Source organism: Bacillus sp. RC51, assembly GCF_044908115.1.
In the GTDB taxonomy this organism is placed as follows: domain Bacteria; phylum Bacillota; class Bacilli; order Bacillales; family Bacillaceae_G; genus Bacillus_A; species Bacillus_A mycoides.
In genome coordinates this window covers 197,436-216,121 of the sequence record NZ_JBIYCW010000001.1, presented here as the reverse complement: position 1 = coordinate 216,121, position 18,686 = coordinate 197,436, and the positions used below count along the sequence as shown (strand labels likewise).

The window sequence follows — 18,686 nt, the reverse complement described above, 5'->3', positions numbered from 1 at the left end:
ATCACCTCTAAAGTTTTTTGTTACCTTCATTATGTCAGGAAACCTTTCCACAAACTATCGCTTTACCTTTCATGAACATGACATTTTTGTAAGATTTCCCTCGAAATAAACCCCGCCTCAAATTTTGGGCGGGATTACTTTAACTATATTCGATTCATAAACCAATATTGCGTAATCGCTAAATATTCTCGTACATTCGATAGAATGATAATTGGCTTCGGTGTTTTGGCCGGAAGCCCTTCTAATTGCAAACCTTGTTTTGCAGCTATTTTTTTCGCTCTAAACATATGGAAATCGTTTGTTACGATCATACCTTTTTTCATATTGGCCGGAATTAACGGTTTTGAGAATTTAATATTTTCATCTGTGCTCGTCGACTTATCTTCCATTATAATGCGGTCTTCTGCAATATTTTGTTTCATTAATCCTTGTTTCATCGCTAATGCTTCTGTAATATCTTCACCTTTTCCTTGGCCTCCAGATACAATAGCAATTGTTTTATCATGTAATTTTAAATACTCAGCTGCTTTATCAATACGATATTGCAATGAATAAGAAGGTTGTGTTCCATTTACTTTCGATCCTAGTACAATTATATAATCCGCATCATCAATTGCATTCATATGCCCATGCTTATAAATGTTATATTGTAAAAACCCCGCATATACGGCGCAAATCATTATAACAACTAAAATATACTTGATTATTTTCTTCTTTCTCATATCCATATACCCCTATTCCCTTTACTTCCTTCATCATAATATCCATTTATTCGTTTGTATACAGACAAATTCCAATTAAGCCTAATTTATCCTCCAAAAGGTAATATTTCTATTAATTTCGGGAATAGTAAGTACAACTTCGCACGAAGGAGTGTCCCTATTGCTTCTCTTTTTATGTAACGTATCATTCTTTTTTATCTTATTTTTACTATCACTTAAGCTACTTGGTAAATCTGCATTAGCACAACTAACTCCTCATGATTTTGGGGCTATTATCTTTTTATCTTATTTAGCTTTTCAAGCCATACCAGTCGCTGGTGCTTTACAAGCATTTCTCGGTATGGTCGTTATTACATGTTTGCATTTGCTTCTTACAAAATTAAGCCTACTCAACAAACTAAATCGTTTTATTCTCGGACACCCCATTATTTTAATTAAACATGGTGATATTATTTTTGAGAACTTACAAAAAAGTAGATATCCGATCCCTGAATTGCTTTCTAACCTTCGCGTCGCAGGATATCCAAGTGTTCATGAAATTGAGTATGCGATATTAGAAGCGAATGGAGCTATTAGTATTTTACCAAAAAGAGAACTTGTGCCTCTGACTCCAAAAGATTTGAATATAAATGTTAAGTATGCAGGCTTACCAATTGCTCTTATCGTTGATTCACAAATTCAATACGATAACTTAAAATTAATCCATAAAAATGAAAAGTGGTTACATGCAGAGTTAATGGAGAAAGGCGTTACAAATATTAAAAATGTGGCTTTCGCTTCTGTGCAGGAGACAGATGGATCTTTTGCGATTAGTTTAAAAGAATGAAAAAAATCCCCTTACTTGTTCAAGGGGATTTTCTTCACTATATTGCTTTTTTCTCTCTCGCCATGTTTAACGGAACAGGATGTTTCATACGATTCATCGTAAATATGATAATTGCTGTCAATACTTCCGCTACTGGCATAACGAGCCAAATTCCGTTTATACCAAATACTTTTGGCATAATCCATAACAACGGGATAACAAATAGTAAACCTCGGCTCATTATTATAAGTACTGATTTTTTCGTTTGTCGCACTGATTGGAAATACTCTCCATACACAATGTTATAGCCTAAAAATACATATTGAATAAAGAATAAACTAATACCTGTTAACGTTAAATCCAATAGTTCTGGCGATTGAACATTAAATAAACCTATAATATATTTCCCGAAGAATAAACCGACAACAATTGCAATGCCTCCGAGTACAAGCGCAATTTTCACAGCAAACTGTAATCCTTCACGCAATCTTTCTGATAAGTTTGCACCGTAATGGAAACTAGCGATTGGTTGTAATGCTGCACCAACACCGAAGAATAATAGTAATGTCATTGCATGAATACTATTCACCATCGCATAGGAAGCGACTCCTATTTCTCCTGCATATTGAACGAATGCAATGTTAAAACCGATCGTTACGATTGCAACTGTACTTTCTGCTGTAAAGCTTGGGAAACCGATCACCATAATTTGTTTAACCGTATCCCATTCAAAGTGGAATTTCGTCCATTTTAAAATACTACTTTTTCTAAAGAAGTGAGTTAATAATACAAGAAAACCAATTGCTGCCGAAAGAATAGTCGCTGAAGCAGCACCAGTTACACCCCATCCAAAGATGAAAATAAAAATATAGTCGAACACTATATTTAATACAGCCGTTACAACAAGACCTGCCATTGCTAAATTAGGATTTCCGTCATTTCGTATAAATGTACTTAAAATATTTTCTAAAACGTATATCATTCCAAATGTTAATAACACCTGTAAATAGTCTAATGCGTATGGTAAAATCACTTCATTCGCACCAAATAAATATGCTAAATCTTCTATTCTCCATAAGCAAATAGCCGCTAAAATGCCTACGATAATAACTGCCACTGTCATAGATTGAGTAAAGATAGACCTTGCTCTTTCCAGTTTATTTTCACCTAGTGCAATGGAATATAGCGTTGCTCCGCCCATTCCAATCCATAATGAAATAGAGAAGAAAATTGAAAATGCTGGAATAGCTACGTTTACTCCGGCTAAACCGTTCGCTCCAACTCCTCTACTAATCATGACTGCATCAATCACAATATTAACCGACATTAATACCATCCCAAGAACAGCTGGTATTAAATACGTAATAAATAAACTTTTAATTGGTTTTTCTCTTAATTTTTCTGTTGTTTCCATCATATAAATGCTCCTTTTTCAATCCTCTGTTCACAGTTTAAACCTTCAAGTTACTTGAAGGTCAATAGAGAATCGAAAAATATATAAGCCTATTTTTTAACAACAGGTATTTGAATTTCCGTTACTTGCTCCTTCGGATTTTCTGTTACGGACCAATCAATTAATGCAAGTTCCAGTGCATCTCCGCACACTTCATATCCTTCGTTATCAATGTGCTTTAATAATTCCGTATACGTTGCGTCTGTTTCTTCATATGGTCCATGGTGATAAGAACAGGCAAATATCCCTTCTTTTATTTCATCTGAAGTATGCGCTTCAAAAGGCATGTAATCCAATAAAATAAACACACTGTTATATGCTTGAAACTCATTTTGCATTAATGCTTTTTTTGAAACTGTTACACCGATATCACCTGAAAATAAACTATTATCAATTTGCTTCATATTTTTTTGCAACGAATGGATATAATATTCAAACATATCATCCGTTGTATTTGGTGCAACTGCAATTGCTGTAATTTTTCGTTTCGGTATCTTTTTATAAATAATTTGATTTGCTTCAGATTTCGTCGCTTTCTTCATTAAATGGATTTTATGTTCCATTTTTGCCAAAGCATACTCGATTTCTCTTTGTTTTTTCAGCATCATTTCTTGTTGTTTTTCAAGTAAATTCAGCGCATAAGATGGATTTCGTTCATCAATATATTTCTTTATTTCCTTTAACGGGATGTTCAATTGGCGTAAAAATTTAATCGTATCTAATAGTGAAAACTGATCAATTGTGTAATAACGATAATTGGTTTGAGGGTCAACAATTGACGGATGAAAAATCCCTTTTTCATCATAATAACGTAATGTAGATTCCGCTATATTATGCATTTTCGCCATTTCCCCAATTGTAAAACGTTGATTTAATAACATTTTTCTTTCTCCATTCATTATATGTAAACTTTATTACTTCCTATTATATATCTATATCCCCCGTTTCTAAAACGAATCCTCTCATGAAAATCTGCTATTTTTTCATTGATTTTTAATAAATTTTATTATATATTAATTACAGGTTCAAATTACAAGTTCAAAAGAACTTGTAATCAGACCCTTTGTTTAATGGATCTTTACATATTATCATTAGGCAAATTCCGAGAAATCGTATGATAAAAATAAAAAATGATGAGGAGAGGATCAAATGGAATTCGAATTTTTCTTTCAAATTGCACTTATCTTATTAAGTACAAAGCTTGCTGGTGACCTTAGTGTTAGATTAGGTCAACCTTCTGTACTCGGTAAATTAATTATTGGTATCGTTATCGGTCCAGCTATATTCGGATGGATTGAAAATTCAGAGCTTCTAACACAATTAAGTAATGTCGGAGTTATTCTTTTAATGTTTATGGCAGGACTTGAAACAGACTTAGAAGAATTAAACGCAAATCGTAATTCTTCTTTAGCTGTTGCACTTGGGGGTATCGTTCTTCCATTCGTAGGTGGTTACGTTGCCGGCCTTGTTGTCGGTATGGAACAAGGGAATGCTGTCTTTTTAGGATTACTTCTATGTGCAACAAGTGTTAGTATTTCCGTTCAAACACTTCGTGATTTAGGTAAAATGAAAACACGTGAAAGTACGACGATGCTTGGAGCCGCTGTATTTGATGACATTCTTGTTGTTATTTTATTAGCATTTGCAATGAGCTTCTTAGGCACAGATGACGTTAACTTAACAATGATTATCTTGAAGAAAGTAGTATTCTTTGCTTCTATCATTTTAATTGGTTGGAAAGGTGTTCCAGCAATCATGCGTTGGTTATCACCACTTCGCGTATCTGAGTCTATCGTTAGTGCTGCGCTTATCATCTGTTTCTCATTCGCATACTTCGGCGAACTATTAGGAATTGCTGGTATTATCGGTGCTTTCGCAGCTGGTATCGCTATTTCTCAAACGAACTACAAACATGAAGTAGAAAAGAAAGTAGAACCAATTGCTTACGCTATGTTCGTTCCAGTATTCTTTGTTAGTATCGGTATGAATATTACATTTGACGGTATTGGCGATCAAATTTGGTTCATCTTAGCATTAACAGTTATCGCTGTATTCACAAAACTAATCGGTTGTGGATTCGGTGCACGAATCACTGGATTTGATGCAAAGTCTTCTGCAATTATCGGTGCTGGTATGGTTTCTCGTGGTGAAGTTGCACTTATCATCGCAGGAACAGGACTTTCTTCTGGCCTATTAGCACAAGATTACTTTACAGCAATCGTTATCGTAGTTATTTTAACAACGATGATTACACCACCAATGTTAAAATACACTTTTGGTGCAAAAGATAAAGCAATGAAAGCAAGTAAATAAGTTTACTATAATAAAAGGAGATTGCTATCTTAAAAGATAGCAATCTCCTTTTTCATTTTCTCTTTAAACAATTCCATTCGTTTTTAACCATTTTTCAAAAATGGAGCGTGCTTCTTCATCATCGATATCATCACGAAATGAATAGACTTTAATGCCGTAATCATCTATATATTCACCTAGCTTCATTTCACTTACTTTCTCATAAAGACTCCCTGCTTCATATTCTGGAATATATGCATCCCAAACTGCCTCATTTATTCTTTTGTACGCTGTCACTTCTAAATCATAACCATCTTCATAATATCCGATGTGATAATGTTTGTTAGGATCATATTTCTCCATTAAAAGCTCCTCCTAATAAACAAAAGCGAGCCTTATATTACAGCTCGCTCCTCTCGTTCTATTTATTAAATACGTTCCATCGCTGTCTTCAACGTTCCGACAATAAAAGCAATTTCTTCACCTGAAATAACGAGCGGCGGTGCTAATGTTAATACGTTATTATACCCTGCTGTTGTCATACCGTTGCGTCCGATAATGAGCCCTTTTTCTTTACAAGCATTTACAACACTTGCAATTTTGTCATTATCAATTGGTTCTTTCGTCGCTTTATCATTTACTAGTTCGATTCCAACTAATAGCCCTTTCCCTCTAATATTTCCAACAAGCGGATGTGCCCCAATTTCTTCTTTTAATTGATTTAATAAAAGCGAACCCATTTGTGCAGAGCGCTCAATTAAATTTTCATTTTCCATAATCTCTAAGTTTTTAAGCGCTAATGCACAAGCCGCTGGATTTCCACCAAATGTATTAATATGGCGGAAGAATTCATATTCTCCTGTTCCTTTAAATGCCTCATAAATTTCTTTTTTTACAGCTGTTGCTGATAATGGTAAATATGCGCTCGTAATACCTTTTGCCATCGTAACGATATCAGGCTTAACGTCATAGTTCATAAACCCAAATGCTTTTCCTGTACGCCCGAAACCACAAATAACTTCATCACTTATAAGTAGTGCTCCGTGTTTTTGACACGTTTCGTGAATTGCTTTCATATAGTCTTGTGGTGGCATTAAAATACCTCCGCCTGTAATAATTGGCTCCATAATAAATGCTGCTATCGTTTCACTTAATTCCCATGTCATAACACGATCTACTTCTTTCACACACTCTACATCATAAATATTTTGCGATTCCATTTCTGGCATGCGGTAACAATCTGGAGGCGTTACATGTAAAAAACCTGAAGCAAATGGCTCATATTGATATCTACGTTGTGCTTGGCCAGTTGCCGCCATCGTTGCCATTGTGTTTCCGTGATAACCACGATAACGCGACATAAATTTATAACGATGCGGTTCACCTTTTTGAGCATAATATTGTCTTGCTATTTTAAAAGCTGTTTCATTCGCTTCTGATCCACTATTAGAGAAGAAAATAACATACTCTCCACCAAGCCACTCGTTTAACTTTTCAGCGAGCTTAATTGCTGGTTCATGTGATTGTGACATCGGAAAGTACGATAATGTTTGCAATTGCTTATAAGCTGCCTCTGCGAGCTCTTTTCTTCCATACCCACTATTTACACACCAAAGGCCACTCATACCGTCTAAGTATCTTTTCCCCTGTATATCTTCAACCCAGCACCCTTCTGCTTTCGCCCCTACCATTGTACTATTCGGGCTAAAGGGACGCATTCCGTGCCACACATATTGCTCATCTTTTGCTAATAATTCATCGGTTTGTTTTGTCTTCATCATTTCTTCCACCTTCCATAACAACTTATTTTTCACAAAGCTGCGCTGGTGCCATGATGAGTTAAATTTCTCCCTGCCTATTTTCATTCCACAAATACAAGACAAATCCTACTTACAAAGCAGTATTATTTACAATAAAATGACAAAAGAAAAAGGAGCTTTTCTTTTATATCGAAAAGCTCCTCTTTTTTTAATGCGAAGATGCATCACTAATACCATGACCAGTATTAGATTTCACAAGAATTTCATCAAATTTCGCTGCATCTTCTTTCTTACTAGAGAAAACAGTTCCTAAATATGCTGCAAGAAACCCGAGCGGGATCGAAATAATTCCAGGTGTCGTATATGGGAATATCGCTTCTCCAACAAAAATAGCTTTTCCAGCTACTGGGTTCCAAACATTTGGACTTAACGCTACAAGAACAATCGCTGATACAAGACCAACAATCATACCAGAAATTGCTCCTGTTGTATTAAAACGCTTCCAATAGATTGTAAATAATATAACCGGTAAGTTTGCACTCGCTGCAACTGCAAATGCTAGTGATACTAAAAATGCTACGTTTAATGTTTGAGCAAATAAAGCAAGTATAATAGATACTATCGCCACCCCAATAGACGCATAACGTGCCATTGACACTTGCTCTTTTTCCGTTGATTTTCCTTTACGGATAATCTCATTATAAAAATCATGCGCGAATGCTGATGCTGCTGTTAACACAAGCCCTGCTACTACAGCTAAAATAGTTGCAAAAGCAATTGCTGATACGAAAGCAAATAAGAAATCTCCGCCTAATGCTTTTGCTAATAAAGGTGCTGCCATATTACCAGCAGGGTTTGCTTTAATAATCGCCTCATTTCCTACAAACGCTGCTGCTCCAAACCCTAAGAAAATTGTCATAATATAAAACGCGCCAATTAACCACGTCGCATATACAACAGATTGACGTGCAGTTTTTGCATCACGTACTGTAAAAAAGCGGACAAGAATATGTGGTAATCCCGCTGTACCAAGGACTAGTCCTAAATTTAAAGAAAGTGTATCAAGACCATCCTTATACTTTACTCCTGGATTTAAAAACGAATCTTTTAATGGAGTAGCTGTTTTCATGTGAGCGAACATTTCAGTCACACTGAAATTAAATTTGGAGAAAACGATAACAGAAATAATAAATGTCCCTGCCATAAGTAATACAGCCTTTACAATTTGAACCCAGCTCGTAGCTGTCATTCCTCCAAAAATAACATACACAGTCATAAGTGTACCTACGATTAATACAGATGTTGTATATTCAATACCTAATAATAGTTTAATAAGTGCACCCGCACCAACTAATTGTGCAATCATATAAAAAATTGAAATCGTCATCGTATTAAGCGCTGCTATACCACGAACTTTTTTCGCATCAAAACGTGCCGCAATCATATCCGCTAACGTGTACTTCCCTAAATTTCTAAGCGGTTCTGCGACAAGATATAGAACAACTAAATAAGCAACTAAAAAGCCGATACTATAAAAGAACCCATCAAACCCAGTTAACGCTATCGCTCCGGCTATACCAAGAAATGACGCAGCAGACATGTAATCCCCAGCAATAGCCAGACCATTTTGCCAGCCAGTTAATCCCCCTCCAGCCGTATAAAATTCACTCGCATTTTTCGTTTTTTTCGATGCGAAATACGTGATAACGAGTGTACCAAGGACGATAATTAAAAATAGTGCAAAAGCGGTTGTATTCAAAGTCAGCCCCTCCCTTGTTGCATATCTTGCAGAATTTTTTGCGAGATTTCATCAAAGGATTCTGCTTTTTTGCTATAAATCATACATAATGCCCATGTCATTATAAATTGCGCAAATGCAAATACCCACGCCCATGTAACATCACCAAATACCGGTGTATTAAGCACCTTTGAATAGGATGTTAAAATAGGTAATGTAATAAAAAAACTTAAAAAGAAAATACTCATCGGAACGATAAACTTCTTTTTCTTATTTAATAGCAATTGAAAATCTTCTGACTGAACAACCTCTGTATAATTCACCTCATTTTGTAACTTACGTGCTGACGTATCATCTCGTTTCATTCTCTGGTCCCCTCTCTTACTTGAAATGCACTTCCCCCTTGTATACCTAAAAACTAAATCTTATAAATATTCAGAAACTTATTTTCATTTTAGACAATCCGTACATTCCTGCAAAGATTTTTCGATAGACATTTTTCGGCATTTTCCCCTAAGTTTTTAATATACTTTTTCACCATAAAATTCGAGTACTTCAATCCACACCAATCGGGATAAAAAAAGTAGTGCTTATCGCACCACTTCTGTCTTTTTCTCTTTTTCTAAATTACGAGCTGTTTCGCTTAATTCAACTTCTTTTCCATCTTTAAGCGTTCCAAATATAAAATCGAATACTGGATTTGAAACACCAAACCAAAACTTTTCATTTTTATAATGGTGTAATATATGCTGTTTTTTTAGCCATCTTCCAAACTTAGTGAAGGGACGAATCGGTTTATGTGCAATATAATGTTTCCATTCATAAACGAGGAGCATGATAATCATTCCGATTCCGAATGAAAGTGTAACAGTAACACTTTTTGTAATACCATACGTTATAAGTAAATATATAGTAAAGCTAGGTATACTAAACCATACAGGCAAAAATAAAAGCTTTAAATCATCTGGATATACGTGATGATCATAATGTAATCTTCTTAACATTTTTAATAAAAATGCGTTTTTAGGCGGCTTTAGATGGAATAAAAAACGGTGTGTCATATATTCGTTAAACGTATAAAAAACAATCCCAAACATACACGCTAACATACCAATCCATGTGAAAAATTGCATTTTTAAAATAATAATAAAAATTAATAAAACACTATACATAATAACAATATCATGTTGTAAAAAAAACTCTTTCATCACTCTCTTCATCTTACTTCCCCCTTTTCCACAAAAACAGCCGCAACATATCGTTACGACCATTTTTTTCTATTTCATTCTTATTCTATTCACTTTACAAATTTGCCTGCTGTTCTATTGCCGAGAAAAAAGTGTTCGGACCAAATATATTTTGCTTCGGAATAATGTGTTCTACTGCAAACACTGTTACTTCTCCTCTTTGTACTTCTCCAATAATGAGACCAAATACTTCATGATTTACCGCGAACGTTGGTTGTTTCGTTTGCAGTAACCTTGCTGCATTTTTAAATACCGCTTCGTATAGTGGATTCCTATCAGTAATTTCTTTTCGGATTTTTGTTGCTAAAGTGATGATAATTTCTTTTCCGTCAATAGTGGTTCGATACATAAAAATCTCCCCTTCAATCTTATATGAACAACTGTAAAGCTTTGTATGCAAAATGGATAGAATATCCTACTAAAATAATACCTGCTCCGGCTGTAATATAGCCAAGTGCTTTTTTCTTTAATAAAGTTCTTCCAAAATGTACAGAAAAAGCAATATTTAAATTCCACAAAATAATACCAACAATAATACAAAGACTGTACAAAAAAGCTTCTTGTTTCGTTACCTTTGTAAGCAACGAGCTAAGTGTACTTCCATATATACCAAACCAAAAAACGAGATTTAATGGATTGGATATCGCAATTAGAAATCCTGCCATAAAAGATTGTTTAAGTCCACCTATCTCTTCTTGTTTATATTCCATATTAGAGTGAGAAATTCCTTGTTTTACACTTTGAAACCCTAAATAAAACAACAAGAAAAAACCAGCGCAATACATAAAAGCTTGTACATATGTATACATAAACACAGAAGATAAACCAAAATAAATAAGCAGCATAAACAAAATATCAGCAGTCATTCCTCCGATTCCAACAATCCACGCATGCCAAAATCCACGTTCAATTCCTCGTTTTAACATTTCAATATTAATCGGACCTACAGGTGCAGCTAATGAAATACCTAATACTATTTGTTGTATAATTGCTCCAAACATCGCTCTATCCTTTCTACTTCTTTTACTATTAAGTAATGATGCAAATAAAGAAAATAGACTAGCTTTCATAAAAATTATTCACTAATACAATACCCTTTTTTATCCAAAATATGCAAAAGAGCCATCCAATTGATGGCTCTTATTTCTCTACTCTATGATGAAAAGGACATTTACCTTTAATCGGCTCAATATCATCCCCTATGAAATATTGTTTCCATTCACGATGATTAGGATCGCCGTAGTGACTAATGTTAGGGTGCTTCGGCAACTGATCCCACTTTTCAACTCGTTCACGGACCATTTGTCTTGAATACGACCCTTTAGGACGATCTCCTTCTAATCCATCGAAAATAGTTCGTGGCTGGAATCCAATAACGAGAGAATTTCCTAAATGCCTAGTCTTTCGCTGTTTATAAGCTGGCGCATTCCCAAATGCAAATATTGGTTCACCACCAAATGAAAATTCCCATAAATGATGGTCTGGATTTTTCGGGATTTGCTTTGGCCATAATTGATTATCTTGTTCATGCAAATATTGTAGTACTTTCCAAAAATAATCTCGATAATATTCGATTGATTTTTCTTCACATTCCGGTTCCACAAAAAGAAAAAATCCTCTTCTTACAATCGGCCGCTCTTTCATTAGCTCCAAAAAAGTTAACATTGTATTGGGCAAATGACTCCAATCATTATGAGAGAGAAATGAATAACGAAGTTCATTCTTCTTCAAAGCTGTTAAACCGAAATAACACGGGAAGGTTGGTTCTAACACGACACTCGAAAAATCATGAAATTCTTTTGCAACCCAATTCGGTATGTCGACTCTATTTTTCATCCCTTCATTATCTAATAAATAAGACTTATCCATTCTTTCACCTCATTATGTACAGCATTCACTTAAGAATATTACATACTCGGCTTGTCCTATACCTTTTTAAAAATTCGAAAAAAATTAATTCAAAATACAAAATTTTAAAAACGCTTACTTGACTAAATTCTACCAATTCATGTATATTTAAATTAATCATTTAGCAGAATATTCGATAATATAGCATTTTTTATTTTTATTATTTTTTAATGAATTTCACTAAATGAAAAAAGGAATCGTTTTTAGGAGGAATTGTGACATGCAAGGAAAAGTAAAATGGTTTAACAATGAAAAAGGTTTTGGATTTATCGAAATGGAAGGCTCTGAAGATGTATTCGTACATTTCTCTGCTATTCAAAGCGACGGCTACAAAGCTTTAGAGGAAGGTCAAGAGGTATCTTTCGACATTACTGAAGGAAACCGTGGACCTCAAGCTGCTAACGTAGCAAAACTTTAATCCCACATATGACAGGAGGTTACCTTACTTGGTAACCTCCTTTGTTATTCCTTTGTATATTTCCGTTTTCCAGAGCAAAAACTATGTGAAATGCGCAAAATACAAAGGAGGCAATAACAATGGGGTCACATGTAAATGATTTTGAAGAAGTAAAATTCCGTGTAGAAACTGCACAAAAAATGGTAGGTTCTGCAACAATTTCAATGGATCCAGACACATTAGAGCATGCCACTACTGCAGTAGAATCGGCTCGTTCTCAGCTTGAAATCATGAAATCCGTTGCAACGGATTTAGATGAGCCATTTCTAATGAATGAAGAAAAAAAATTAAGTAAATGCGAGCATCAATTACACGAAGCAAAGCACTAAAAAACATCCAGAGAAAATTCTCTGGATGTTTTTTTATGACAATTGCTCCCCATACTTTTTCAACTTCTCTCCAACCGTACATTGCCGTATACAAAAAGAATGGGCATAGTATTTACTATGATTTTTCCGATTATGTTCCTGCAGGAAACATCCTCCGCAATACGTTTCTAATAAGTCATTTACCTCTGTAATGAGTTGCTTCTTCTTCACGTGTGCACCTCTCTATTCGGTTATTTCTTTATGACTATCAATTGTCGTCCCTTCTAATGCTTGCGCTGCTAATTGATGTGCCTCTTTATTTTGTTTTCTAGATATCGGTTCACAAATAAGCTTTAATTTCAGTTGCTTCGCTTTTTGTTCAATTTGGTCTAAGTAATGATTTAAATGTTCATCATAGCAAGGCCATTCACCAGCTAATTGCTGCAGTACAACTTGAGAATCTCCACGAAGTGTAACTGCTTCATATTTAATTCCTAATTCCTCGAGTGTATTCATCCCGTATAATAATGCTGCATACTCCGCTTCATTATTATCATATATGCCTTCTATGTATGCATTGCGACGAATTCGGTAATTTGTATTTCCTTTTTTATAGTATACACATATACCAACCCCAGCTTCTTTCGTCTGCACATCATAACCACCATCAAAATAAACTTGAATTTCTTGCGGATCTTCCTCCACTTGCTTACTCAGTTTTTTCATTTCTTTTAATGACCATTCCGCGTCCATTTCATCGAAAAATAAAAGTTCTTTCACCCTACCTGTTTTCTCAAAATCCTCTGCAAATTGCAGTACATCTTCTATGTTCATATAATCTGTCGTTAATTCCGTCTGCAAACCGCGCTTCGTTTTATACAACCAATGAATTTTATATTTCATACTAGATTCCCCTTTTATAAGACTTCTTATATGTAGCCAGCTAATGAAAGCCTCACTTTATTTTATTATATTGTATCAAGAGTCACAGCATTATATTCAATGTGATTACATACAAAAAGAGCTATCCCTATAGGAATAGCTCTTTCATCTATTGCATAAATCTTTCAAATTGCACTCGCTTATTAATCCAGTACATTACAGGCATACCAATTGCCATTACAACAAATTCACCAACTGCACAAGTTAGCCATGTCAATAAAAATGGCAGATCAAACGCAAGATGAAGTTCAATTGCAATCATAAACATTGTGACTGTAAAAATAACTGTATTAAAAATCATACGAGCCCAAACACCTTTAATGAAGCGCATAGAAATAATAGTTGCAAGTAATGCAAGAATGGATTGCCCTACTCCAAATACTAAATCATAAGCGATCATAGGTGAGAAAAAGAGATTCGTTAAAAATACCCCTAATACAATCCCGTAAATTGCTTTCTTATTGAATACAACGAGATGATTAAACATCTCTGAAATACGAAACTGTACACTGGTAAAGCCAAATGGCTGAATAAGCATAGAAACAGCAATATATAATGCCGCTAAAATACCATTACCGACTAATGTCCTTATATTCATGACAAAATCTCCTTAGTTTTTTTACGTGGGATGGTTTCGAACCACGTTATTCGTTTTTAAGCAACAAGATTATATTTTACGCAATAGGCACTCTTTCGTCAATAGATTCCTATCATTTACTACCTTTTTTCTTTTGGACAACGTATAATAAAACATATGAAAGATTTAGGAGGTTTCACTTCATGACAGCAACAATTCAAAATGAAAAAGTGATCGTTTCCATTTCTGACAAAGGTGCAGAATTACAAAGCGTTCGCTTAAAAGAAGATAACACTGAATACTTATGGCAAGGCGATTCTACTTATTGGGGGCGCCGCGCACCAATTTTATTCCCAATTGTCGGCCGATTAGTAGATAATACATACTACGTAGATGGTAAACCATATTCTTTAACACAACACGGCTTTGCTCGTGATCTTACATTCTCTGTAAAAGAACAAAGTGAAACGAATATTACTTATATTGTTACTAGTAATGAAGAAACATTAAAAAAATACCCATACGAATTCGAATTACTCGTTTCTTATGAGCTAGATGGACAAATCGTTCATGTAACATATAAAGTAAATAACCCTACTTCAAAAGAGATGTTTTTCTCAATCGGAGCACATCCTGGTTTCAACTTCCCCTTATTAGAGGGCGAATCATTTACAGATTATCATTTAATGGTTCTGAACGCTTAAAAACAAGCGTATTAGAAGGACCTTATCTTTCAAGTAAAAAGCAATTAATCGCTGAAAATGCGAATGAATTACCACTTACATACGATTTATTCAAAAATGATGCACTTATTTTTGAAAATATGAATACGGATGAAATCTCTATTCGTTCTCATAAACATAATAAATTTGTAAAAGTAGAATTTGACGGATTCCCATTTGTGGGTGTATGGACACCAGGCGAGAACGCACCTTTCTTATGTATTGAACCTTGGTACGGGATTGCTGATGAAGTAAATCCGGCAAAAGATTTCAAGGAAAAAAAAGGAATTCAATCTTTACAAACGAATGAAACATTTACATGTCGTTATAGTATTACAATCGGCTAAGTCACTCTATCCCCTACTTCAAAGAAACATATAAGTAGGGGATCATCTTATAATTTGGAGGTTTCTCATTTTGATTGAAGTATATATTGATGGTGCATCAAAAGGAAATCCTGGTCCTTCTGGTGCAGGAGTGTTTATTAAAGGGGTGCAACCAGCTGTACAGTTATCATTGCCCCTTGGGACAATGTCCAATCATGAAGCAGAATACCACGCTTTACTTGCGGCATTAAAATATTGCACGGAGCATAATTATAACATTGTCTCTTTTCGTACCGATTCGCAGCTTGTCGAGCGAGCTGTCGAAAAAGAATACGCAAAAAATAAAATATTTGCACCACTATTAGAGGAAGCACTGCAGTACATAAAAAGTTTCGATCTCTTTTTTATTAAGTGGATTCCAAGTAGTCAAAATAAAGTTGCTGATGAATTAGCTAGAAAAGCTATCTTACAAAATTAACGGGGGTATGAGTGTGAAAAAAGATTGGGTTGCTCCTCTTGCTTTATTATTCGTCTCTTTTATTTGGGGAGCTACGTTTGTTGTCGTTCAAAATGCTATGTCTTTCGTTGGTCCATTTACTTTTAATGGTATTCGCTTTTTATTCGCTGGAATTATTTTATTATTCGTTCAAATGATTTTCTCAAAAAGAGCTTCAAAACAAGATATAAAACAGAGTAGCTTCGCTGGATTAATTGTTGGATTCTTTTTATGTATTGGCTATGTATTACAAACATTCGGCTTACTTTATACAACTTCTTCAAAAGCTGGTTTCTTAACAGGGCTTAGTATCGTTATGGTACCAATTTTGTCTTTTATCTTTTTAAAACAAAAAGCTACCATTTTTATCGTAATGGGCATTGCTGTAGCAACAGCAGGTTTATACTTATTAACGGCTGGTGATTCTTTTCAATTAAACATTGGAGATATACTCGTTCTCGGTTGTGCAGTTGCTTTTGCTGCCCATATTCTTGTTAACGGTTTCTTTTCTAAGAAAATATCACCTTTATTACTAAGCACCTCTCAAGTATTAGCTGTCGGTATATTTTCTTCTATTTGCGCTTTTTTGTTTGAAGATTGGGAAAAATTATTTTCAGTTTCACTATGGACGAATCAATCCTTTTTATTCGCTCTATTTCTAACTTCCCTATTTGCGACATCCATTGCTTTTTTCATTCAAACATCGGCACAAAAACACACTTCTCCAACGAGAGTAGCAATAATCTTCGCAATGGAGCCTGTTTTTGCAGCATTAACAGGCGTTCTAGTTGCAAACGAACAACTTTCTATTTCTGCCATTATCGGTTGTTTATGTATTTTCCTAGGCATGGTTTTTGTTGAGCTACCTTCCAAAACAAAAAAAGAAGCGCAGGCTGCGTGAAGTTATGCTTGTAACTTCCGCATAAAAGCCGTAGCGCTTTTTTTATCTGTAATTTCTTCCTCTTTCAATCGTTCTAATAACGCAACAAAATAACTGCCATCAAACTGTAATTGATGTTTAATCGTCGCTTCTATTGCTACGTTCACAATCCCATCAGATGCACCAGTATATCCTTGTCCGAACATAATAAATCCTTGTGCTTCCTCTGATAATTTAAATCCTTTCGTATGTAAGAATGAAAGATAATCTTCTACTGTTTGCATGATATTCCCACCTACTCAAAAATTCTCCACTTCCTATCATACATGTTTTTATACTCTATGAGAATGAAATTTATTTGACAACTTTGTAAATCTATCGTCTACTTCTTAGAAAAAAGAGGAGTTCCTTACAATATAAAAGAATATGTAAAGTGGAATTTATTTTATATTAAAGGGGATATCGAATGAAACAAGCACTATTAATTATCGATGCTCAGCAAGAATTAATGGATGGAAATGAACAAGAAAATGAAGTTTTTCGTAAAACCGAGCTATTATCTACACTAAATACAGCCGTACAGAAAGCAATAGATTCAAATGCCCTTATTGTTTTCGTAAGAGATATCGATGTTGCTTCTGGTAGCGGAGAAGGATTTGAAGTACATAATCAAATTAAAGTACCTCAGTCTGCCATCCTTATTAATAAAGCAGCAACAAACTCATTCTATGGCACTTCTTTACTTGAGCTTTTAAAAGAAGAAAAAATTAATCATATTGTTATAGGTGGATGTAAAACAGAACATTGTATTGACACCGCAGTTAGAACAGCTACTGTACAAGGATTTGACGTTACATTAATTAAAAATGGTCATTCCACAACTGATTCTGACGTATTGTCTGCAGAGCAAATTATTGGTCATCATAATAAAACTCTACACGGTCATTATAATGTTGATCATTTTTCTATGGTGAGAGATATCGAGGAAGATCTCTTTCAACCAACTCATGACCAATATCGTGAATAGATTAACTACAAAAAAGAATCCTTTATTTTATAAGGATTCTTTTTTCATCCAAAAATTTGAGCTGCAATGCTATATAATTCTCCGTTTCTTTTCAAAAATTGATCTCTATTTTCCATCATAATTGGCGGTGTATTAACCTTTTGAAAACCGCTAATCTCTAACTCTTTCACGAAATCTTTCTTTCCTTCTGGTACATCCATTCTTAATTTCCCATTATGCCCTTTTGCTAAATAATGTACAATTTTCATTGCCATCGCATCATTTTTAGCAACTACCGGTCCTATTATTTTATTTTCTGACGTTTGTATACTTAAACCGTAACCTAATACATTTTGTTGTGCATCCTTTGTAACAATACATTGTTCACTTTGAATAATTCGATACTTTAAAAACTCTTCTCTATTTGTTCCAAATGCATCTTTATCTATTTGTATTATTTCTTCTAAATCACGTTCTTCATAATTCACAATATACTCTTCATTTCCTACACAATGGTAATTCGCATTGTACGAGTTACATATGTATTTAGAAACATAACTAACAGCCCTGAATCCTAGTTTTTCATATAAAATTTTCCCCTCATCCGTGGCAATAAGCATAATGGGGGTTTGAGTTAATACGCTTTTAACACATAAATCCGTTATTATCTTTCCAATCCCTCTTCCTTTATAATCTGGATGTACAATTACCATTCCAATTGAGGCTAATGTCTCCCCGTATAGTATAATTGCTGCGCTAGCAATAAGCTCTTCTCTCTCATTTACTACACCATATACTATACCCGTATTCAAAATCATCTCAATTTCCTCTCTGTTGTAATCCCAGCCATTATGAGAAGATAATGCTACAATATCCTCTCTTTTCCCTTTCCTAAGACGCTCCACCCTAATCTCCACTTCAATCATTCCCCATCTCCTTCTTTAGACGTTTGAACCATTCTGCATGAATCAACTTGTACATGTTTCCCTTTATCACTCACACACATATCCTATTTTGACCAAGACTATATTGTAAATGAGGTGACAA

General features: G+C 34.6%; 23 protein-coding genes, 1 pseudogene and 1 riboswitch. Of the genes and pseudogenes, 8 read left to right on the top strand and 16 right to left on the bottom strand.

All coding sequences use genetic code 11. The features are described from left to right. Positions 1–143 precede the first annotated feature (143 nt). Positions 144–680 carry a YdcF family protein gene (locus ABH959_RS01130; RefSeq protein WP_404492323.1) on the bottom strand — a complete coding sequence of 179 codons (537 nt, stop codon included), beginning with the start codon at positions 678–680 and terminating at the stop codon, positions 144–146. A gap of 202 nt (positions 681–882) precedes the next feature. Here ABH959_RS01130 and ABH959_RS01125 point away from each other — a divergent pair, with 202 nt between their 5' ends. After that, positions 883–1,548 (top strand): DUF421 domain-containing protein, encoded by a 666-nt coding sequence (locus ABH959_RS01125; RefSeq protein WP_002126540.1) that lies wholly within the window; start codon positions 883–885, stop codon positions 1,546–1,548. Positions 1,549–1,585: 37 nt separating this feature from the next. Here ABH959_RS01125 and ABH959_RS01120 read toward each other — a convergent pair whose 3' ends face one another. After that, on the bottom strand, positions 1,586–2,941 hold the full coding sequence (locus ABH959_RS01120) for an MATE family efflux transporter (RefSeq protein ID WP_404492322.1): 1,356 nt from the start codon (positions 2,939–2,941) through the stop codon (positions 1,586–1,588). An 89-nt stretch (positions 2,942–3,030) separates the two neighbouring features. Further along, positions 3,031–3,861 (bottom strand): MerR family transcriptional regulator, encoded by an 831-nt coding sequence (locus ABH959_RS01115; protein ID WP_002086530.1) that lies wholly within the window; start codon positions 3,859–3,861, stop codon positions 3,031–3,033. Between the two features lie 268 nt (positions 3,862–4,129). Between ABH959_RS01115 and ABH959_RS01110 the strand changes: the two genes are divergently transcribed. Next, positions 4,130–5,293, top strand: coding sequence for a cation:proton antiporter (locus ABH959_RS01110; RefSeq protein WP_404492172.1), 1,164 nt, complete (start codon positions 4,130–4,132; stop codon positions 5,291–5,293). A gap of 63 nt (positions 5,294–5,356) precedes the next feature. Here ABH959_RS01110 and ABH959_RS01105 read toward each other — a convergent pair whose 3' ends face one another. The 8 genes from ABH959_RS01105 to ABH959_RS01070 all read right to left on the bottom strand — a co-directional run bounded on the left by ABH959_RS01105 (position 5,357) and on the right by ABH959_RS01070 (position 11,886). After that, on the bottom strand, positions 5,357–5,635 hold the full coding sequence (locus tag ABH959_RS01105; protein ID WP_328010878.1) for a DUF3986 family protein: 279 nt from the start codon (positions 5,633–5,635) through the stop codon (positions 5,357–5,359). A gap of 65 nt (positions 5,636–5,700) precedes the next feature. Continuing rightward, on the bottom strand, positions 5,701–7,050 hold the full coding sequence (locus ABH959_RS01100; RefSeq protein WP_404492171.1) for an aspartate aminotransferase family protein: 1,350 nt from the start codon (positions 7,048–7,050) through the stop codon (positions 5,701–5,703). Between the two features lie 190 nt (positions 7,051–7,240). Continuing rightward, positions 7,241–8,791: a solute symporter family protein gene (locus ABH959_RS01095; protein WP_002011892.1), complete on the bottom strand. Its 1,551-nt coding sequence runs from the start codon at positions 8,789–8,791 to the stop codon at positions 7,241–7,243. 2 nt (positions 8,792–8,793) lie between these two features. After that, positions 8,794–9,135 carry a DUF485 domain-containing protein gene (locus tag ABH959_RS01090; protein ID WP_002086537.1) on the bottom strand — a complete coding sequence of 114 codons (342 nt, stop codon included), beginning with the start codon at positions 9,133–9,135 and terminating at the stop codon, positions 8,794–8,796. Positions 9,136–9,360: 225 nt separating this feature from the next. Further along, complete coding sequence (locus ABH959_RS01085; protein WP_404492170.1) at positions 9,361–9,990, bottom strand: sterol desaturase family protein; 630 nt, start codon at positions 9,988–9,990, stop codon at positions 9,361–9,363. Between the two features lie 82 nt (positions 9,991–10,072). Beyond that, positions 10,073–10,366 (bottom strand): cytoplasmic protein, encoded by a 294-nt coding sequence (locus ABH959_RS01080; protein ID WP_404492169.1) that lies wholly within the window; start codon positions 10,364–10,366, stop codon positions 10,073–10,075. A 19-nt stretch (positions 10,367–10,385) separates the two neighbouring features. After that, complete coding sequence (locus ABH959_RS01075) at positions 10,386–11,018, bottom strand: LysE family transporter (protein ID WP_002030886.1); 633 nt, start codon at positions 11,016–11,018, stop codon at positions 10,386–10,388. Positions 11,019–11,157: 139 nt separating this feature from the next. Continuing rightward, a complete protein-coding gene (locus ABH959_RS01070) occupies positions 11,158–11,886 on the bottom strand; it encodes a YqcI/YcgG family protein (protein ID WP_002141079.1) in 729 nt (242 codons plus the stop codon). 259 nt (positions 11,887–12,145) lie between these two features. On the opposite strand from ABH959_RS01070, the gene cspB reads away from it, so the two are divergent. Both cspB and ABH959_RS01060 read left to right on the top strand, forming a co-directional pair. After that, positions 12,146–12,343 (top strand): cold shock-like protein CspB, encoded by a 198-nt coding sequence (gene cspB / locus ABH959_RS01065; RefSeq protein WP_002011904.1) that lies wholly within the window; start codon positions 12,146–12,148, stop codon positions 12,341–12,343. Between the two features lie 119 nt (positions 12,344–12,462). Further along, complete coding sequence (locus ABH959_RS01060) at positions 12,463–12,711, top strand: DUF2564 family protein (RefSeq protein ID WP_002011905.1); 249 nt, start codon at positions 12,463–12,465, stop codon at positions 12,709–12,711. Positions 12,712–12,744: 33 nt separating this feature from the next. On the opposite strand, the gene ABH959_RS01055 is transcribed toward ABH959_RS01060, so the two are convergent. From ABH959_RS01055 to ABH959_RS01045, 3 genes are all read right to left on the bottom strand, one after another. After that, positions 12,745–12,921 carry a zinc-finger domain-containing protein gene (locus ABH959_RS01055; RefSeq protein ID WP_002011906.1) on the bottom strand — a complete coding sequence of 59 codons (177 nt, stop codon included), beginning with the start codon at positions 12,919–12,921 and terminating at the stop codon, positions 12,745–12,747. A gap of 12 nt (positions 12,922–12,933) precedes the next feature. After that, positions 12,934–13,593 carry a ribonuclease H family protein gene (locus ABH959_RS01050; protein ID WP_404444739.1) on the bottom strand — a complete coding sequence of 220 codons (660 nt, stop codon included), beginning with the start codon at positions 13,591–13,593 and terminating at the stop codon, positions 12,934–12,936. Positions 13,594–13,741: 148 nt separating this feature from the next. Further along, positions 13,742–14,230: a QueT transporter family protein gene (locus ABH959_RS01045; protein ID WP_002011909.1), complete on the bottom strand. Its 489-nt coding sequence runs from the start codon at positions 14,228–14,230 to the stop codon at positions 13,742–13,744. A gap of 6 nt (positions 14,231–14,236) precedes the next feature. Further along, positions 14,237–14,281: riboswitch (PreQ1 riboswitch) on the bottom strand. A gap of 131 nt (positions 14,282–14,412) precedes the next feature. On the opposite strand from ABH959_RS01045, the pseudogene ABH959_RS01040 reads away from it, so the two are divergent. The 3 genes and pseudogenes from ABH959_RS01040 to ABH959_RS01030 all read left to right on the top strand — a co-directional run bounded on the left by ABH959_RS01040 (position 14,413) and on the right by ABH959_RS01030 (position 16,654). Beyond that, positions 14,413–15,278, top strand: a pseudogene (locus ABH959_RS01040) (aldose 1-epimerase family protein). 70 nt (positions 15,279–15,348) lie between these two features. Next, entirely contained in the window at positions 15,349–15,735 is a 387-nt protein-coding gene (locus ABH959_RS01035) for a reverse transcriptase-like protein (protein ID WP_002011911.1), read from the top strand. A 13-nt stretch (positions 15,736–15,748) separates the two neighbouring features. Further along, positions 15,749–16,654, top strand: coding sequence for a DMT family transporter (locus ABH959_RS01030; RefSeq protein WP_158664725.1), 906 nt, complete (start codon positions 15,749–15,751; stop codon positions 16,652–16,654). A 2-nt stretch (positions 16,655–16,656) separates the two neighbouring features. Here ABH959_RS01030 and ABH959_RS01025 read toward each other — a convergent pair whose 3' ends face one another. Beyond that, a complete protein-coding gene (locus tag ABH959_RS01025) occupies positions 16,657–16,917 on the bottom strand; it encodes a DUF6123 family protein (RefSeq protein ID WP_404492168.1) in 261 nt (86 codons plus the stop codon). Between the two features lie 182 nt (positions 16,918–17,099). Between ABH959_RS01025 and ABH959_RS01020 the strand changes: the two genes are divergently transcribed. After that, the gene (locus ABH959_RS01020; RefSeq protein WP_404492167.1) at positions 17,100–17,660 is read left to right on the top strand and encodes a cysteine hydrolase family protein; all 561 of its coding nucleotides are present in this window, start codon (positions 17,100–17,102) and stop codon (positions 17,658–17,660) included. A gap of 44 nt (positions 17,661–17,704) precedes the next feature. Here the strand turns inward: ABH959_RS01020 and ABH959_RS01015 are convergent, their stop codons facing one another. Further along, entirely contained in the window at positions 17,705–18,565 is an 861-nt protein-coding gene (locus ABH959_RS01015) for a GNAT family N-acetyltransferase (protein WP_404492166.1), read from the bottom strand. Positions 18,566–18,686: the final 121 nt, after the last annotated feature.

Coding starts and splice junctions, on each gene's coding strand:
- ABH959_RS01130 (WP_404492323.1), bottom strand. CDS start 680: ATGATTTGCGCCGTATATGCGGGGTTTTTACAATATAACATTTATAAG.
- ABH959_RS01120 (WP_404492322.1), bottom strand. CDS start 2,941: ATGGAAACAACAGAAAAATTAAGAGAAAAACCAATTAAAAGTTTATTT.
- ABH959_RS01115 (WP_002086530.1), bottom strand. CDS start 3,861: ATGTTATTAAATCAACGTTTTACAATTGGGGAAATGGCGAAAATGCAT.
- ABH959_RS01110 (WP_404492172.1), top strand. CDS start 4,130: ATGGAATTCGAATTTTTCTTTCAAATTGCACTTATCTTATTAAGTACA.
- ABH959_RS01105 (WP_328010878.1), bottom strand. CDS start 5,635: ATGGAGAAATATGATCCTAACAAACATTATCACATCGGATATTATGAA.
- ABH959_RS01100 (WP_404492171.1), bottom strand. CDS start 7,050: ATGAAGACAAAACAAACCGATGAATTATTAGCAAAAGATGAGCAATAT.
- ABH959_RS01090 (WP_002086537.1), bottom strand. CDS start 9,135: ATGAAACGAGATGATACGTCAGCACGTAAGTTACAAAATGAGGTGAAT.
- ABH959_RS01085 (WP_404492170.1), bottom strand. CDS start 9,990: ATGAAGAGAGTGATGAAAGAGTTTTTTTTACAACATGATATTGTTATT.
- ABH959_RS01080 (WP_404492169.1), bottom strand. CDS start 10,366: ATGTATCGAACCACTATTGACGGAAAAGAAATTATCATCACTTTAGCA.
- ABH959_RS01075 (WP_002030886.1), bottom strand. CDS start 11,018: ATGTTTGGAGCAATTATACAACAAATAGTATTAGGTATTTCATTAGCT.
- ABH959_RS01070 (WP_002141079.1), bottom strand. CDS start 11,886: ATGGATAAGTCTTATTTATTAGATAATGAAGGGATGAAAAATAGAGTC.
- cspB (WP_002011904.1), top strand. CDS start 12,146: ATGCAAGGAAAAGTAAAATGGTTTAACAATGAAAAAGGTTTTGGATTT.
- ABH959_RS01060 (WP_002011905.1), top strand. CDS start 12,463: ATGGGGTCACATGTAAATGATTTTGAAGAAGTAAAATTCCGTGTAGAA.
- ABH959_RS01050 (WP_404444739.1), bottom strand. CDS start 13,593: ATGAAATATAAAATTCATTGGTTGTATAAAACGAAGCGCGGTTTGCAG.
- ABH959_RS01045 (WP_002011909.1), bottom strand. CDS start 14,230: ATGAATATAAGGACATTAGTCGGTAATGGTATTTTAGCGGCATTATAT.
- ABH959_RS01025 (WP_404492168.1), bottom strand. CDS start 16,917: ATGCAAACAGTAGAAGATTATCTTTCATTCTTACATACGAAAGGATTT.
- ABH959_RS01020 (WP_404492167.1), top strand. CDS start 17,100: ATGAAACAAGCACTATTAATTATCGATGCTCAGCAAGAATTAATGGAT.
- ABH959_RS01015 (WP_404492166.1), bottom strand. CDS start 18,565: ATGATTGAAGTGGAGATTAGGGTGGAGCGTCTTAGGAAAGGGAAAAGA.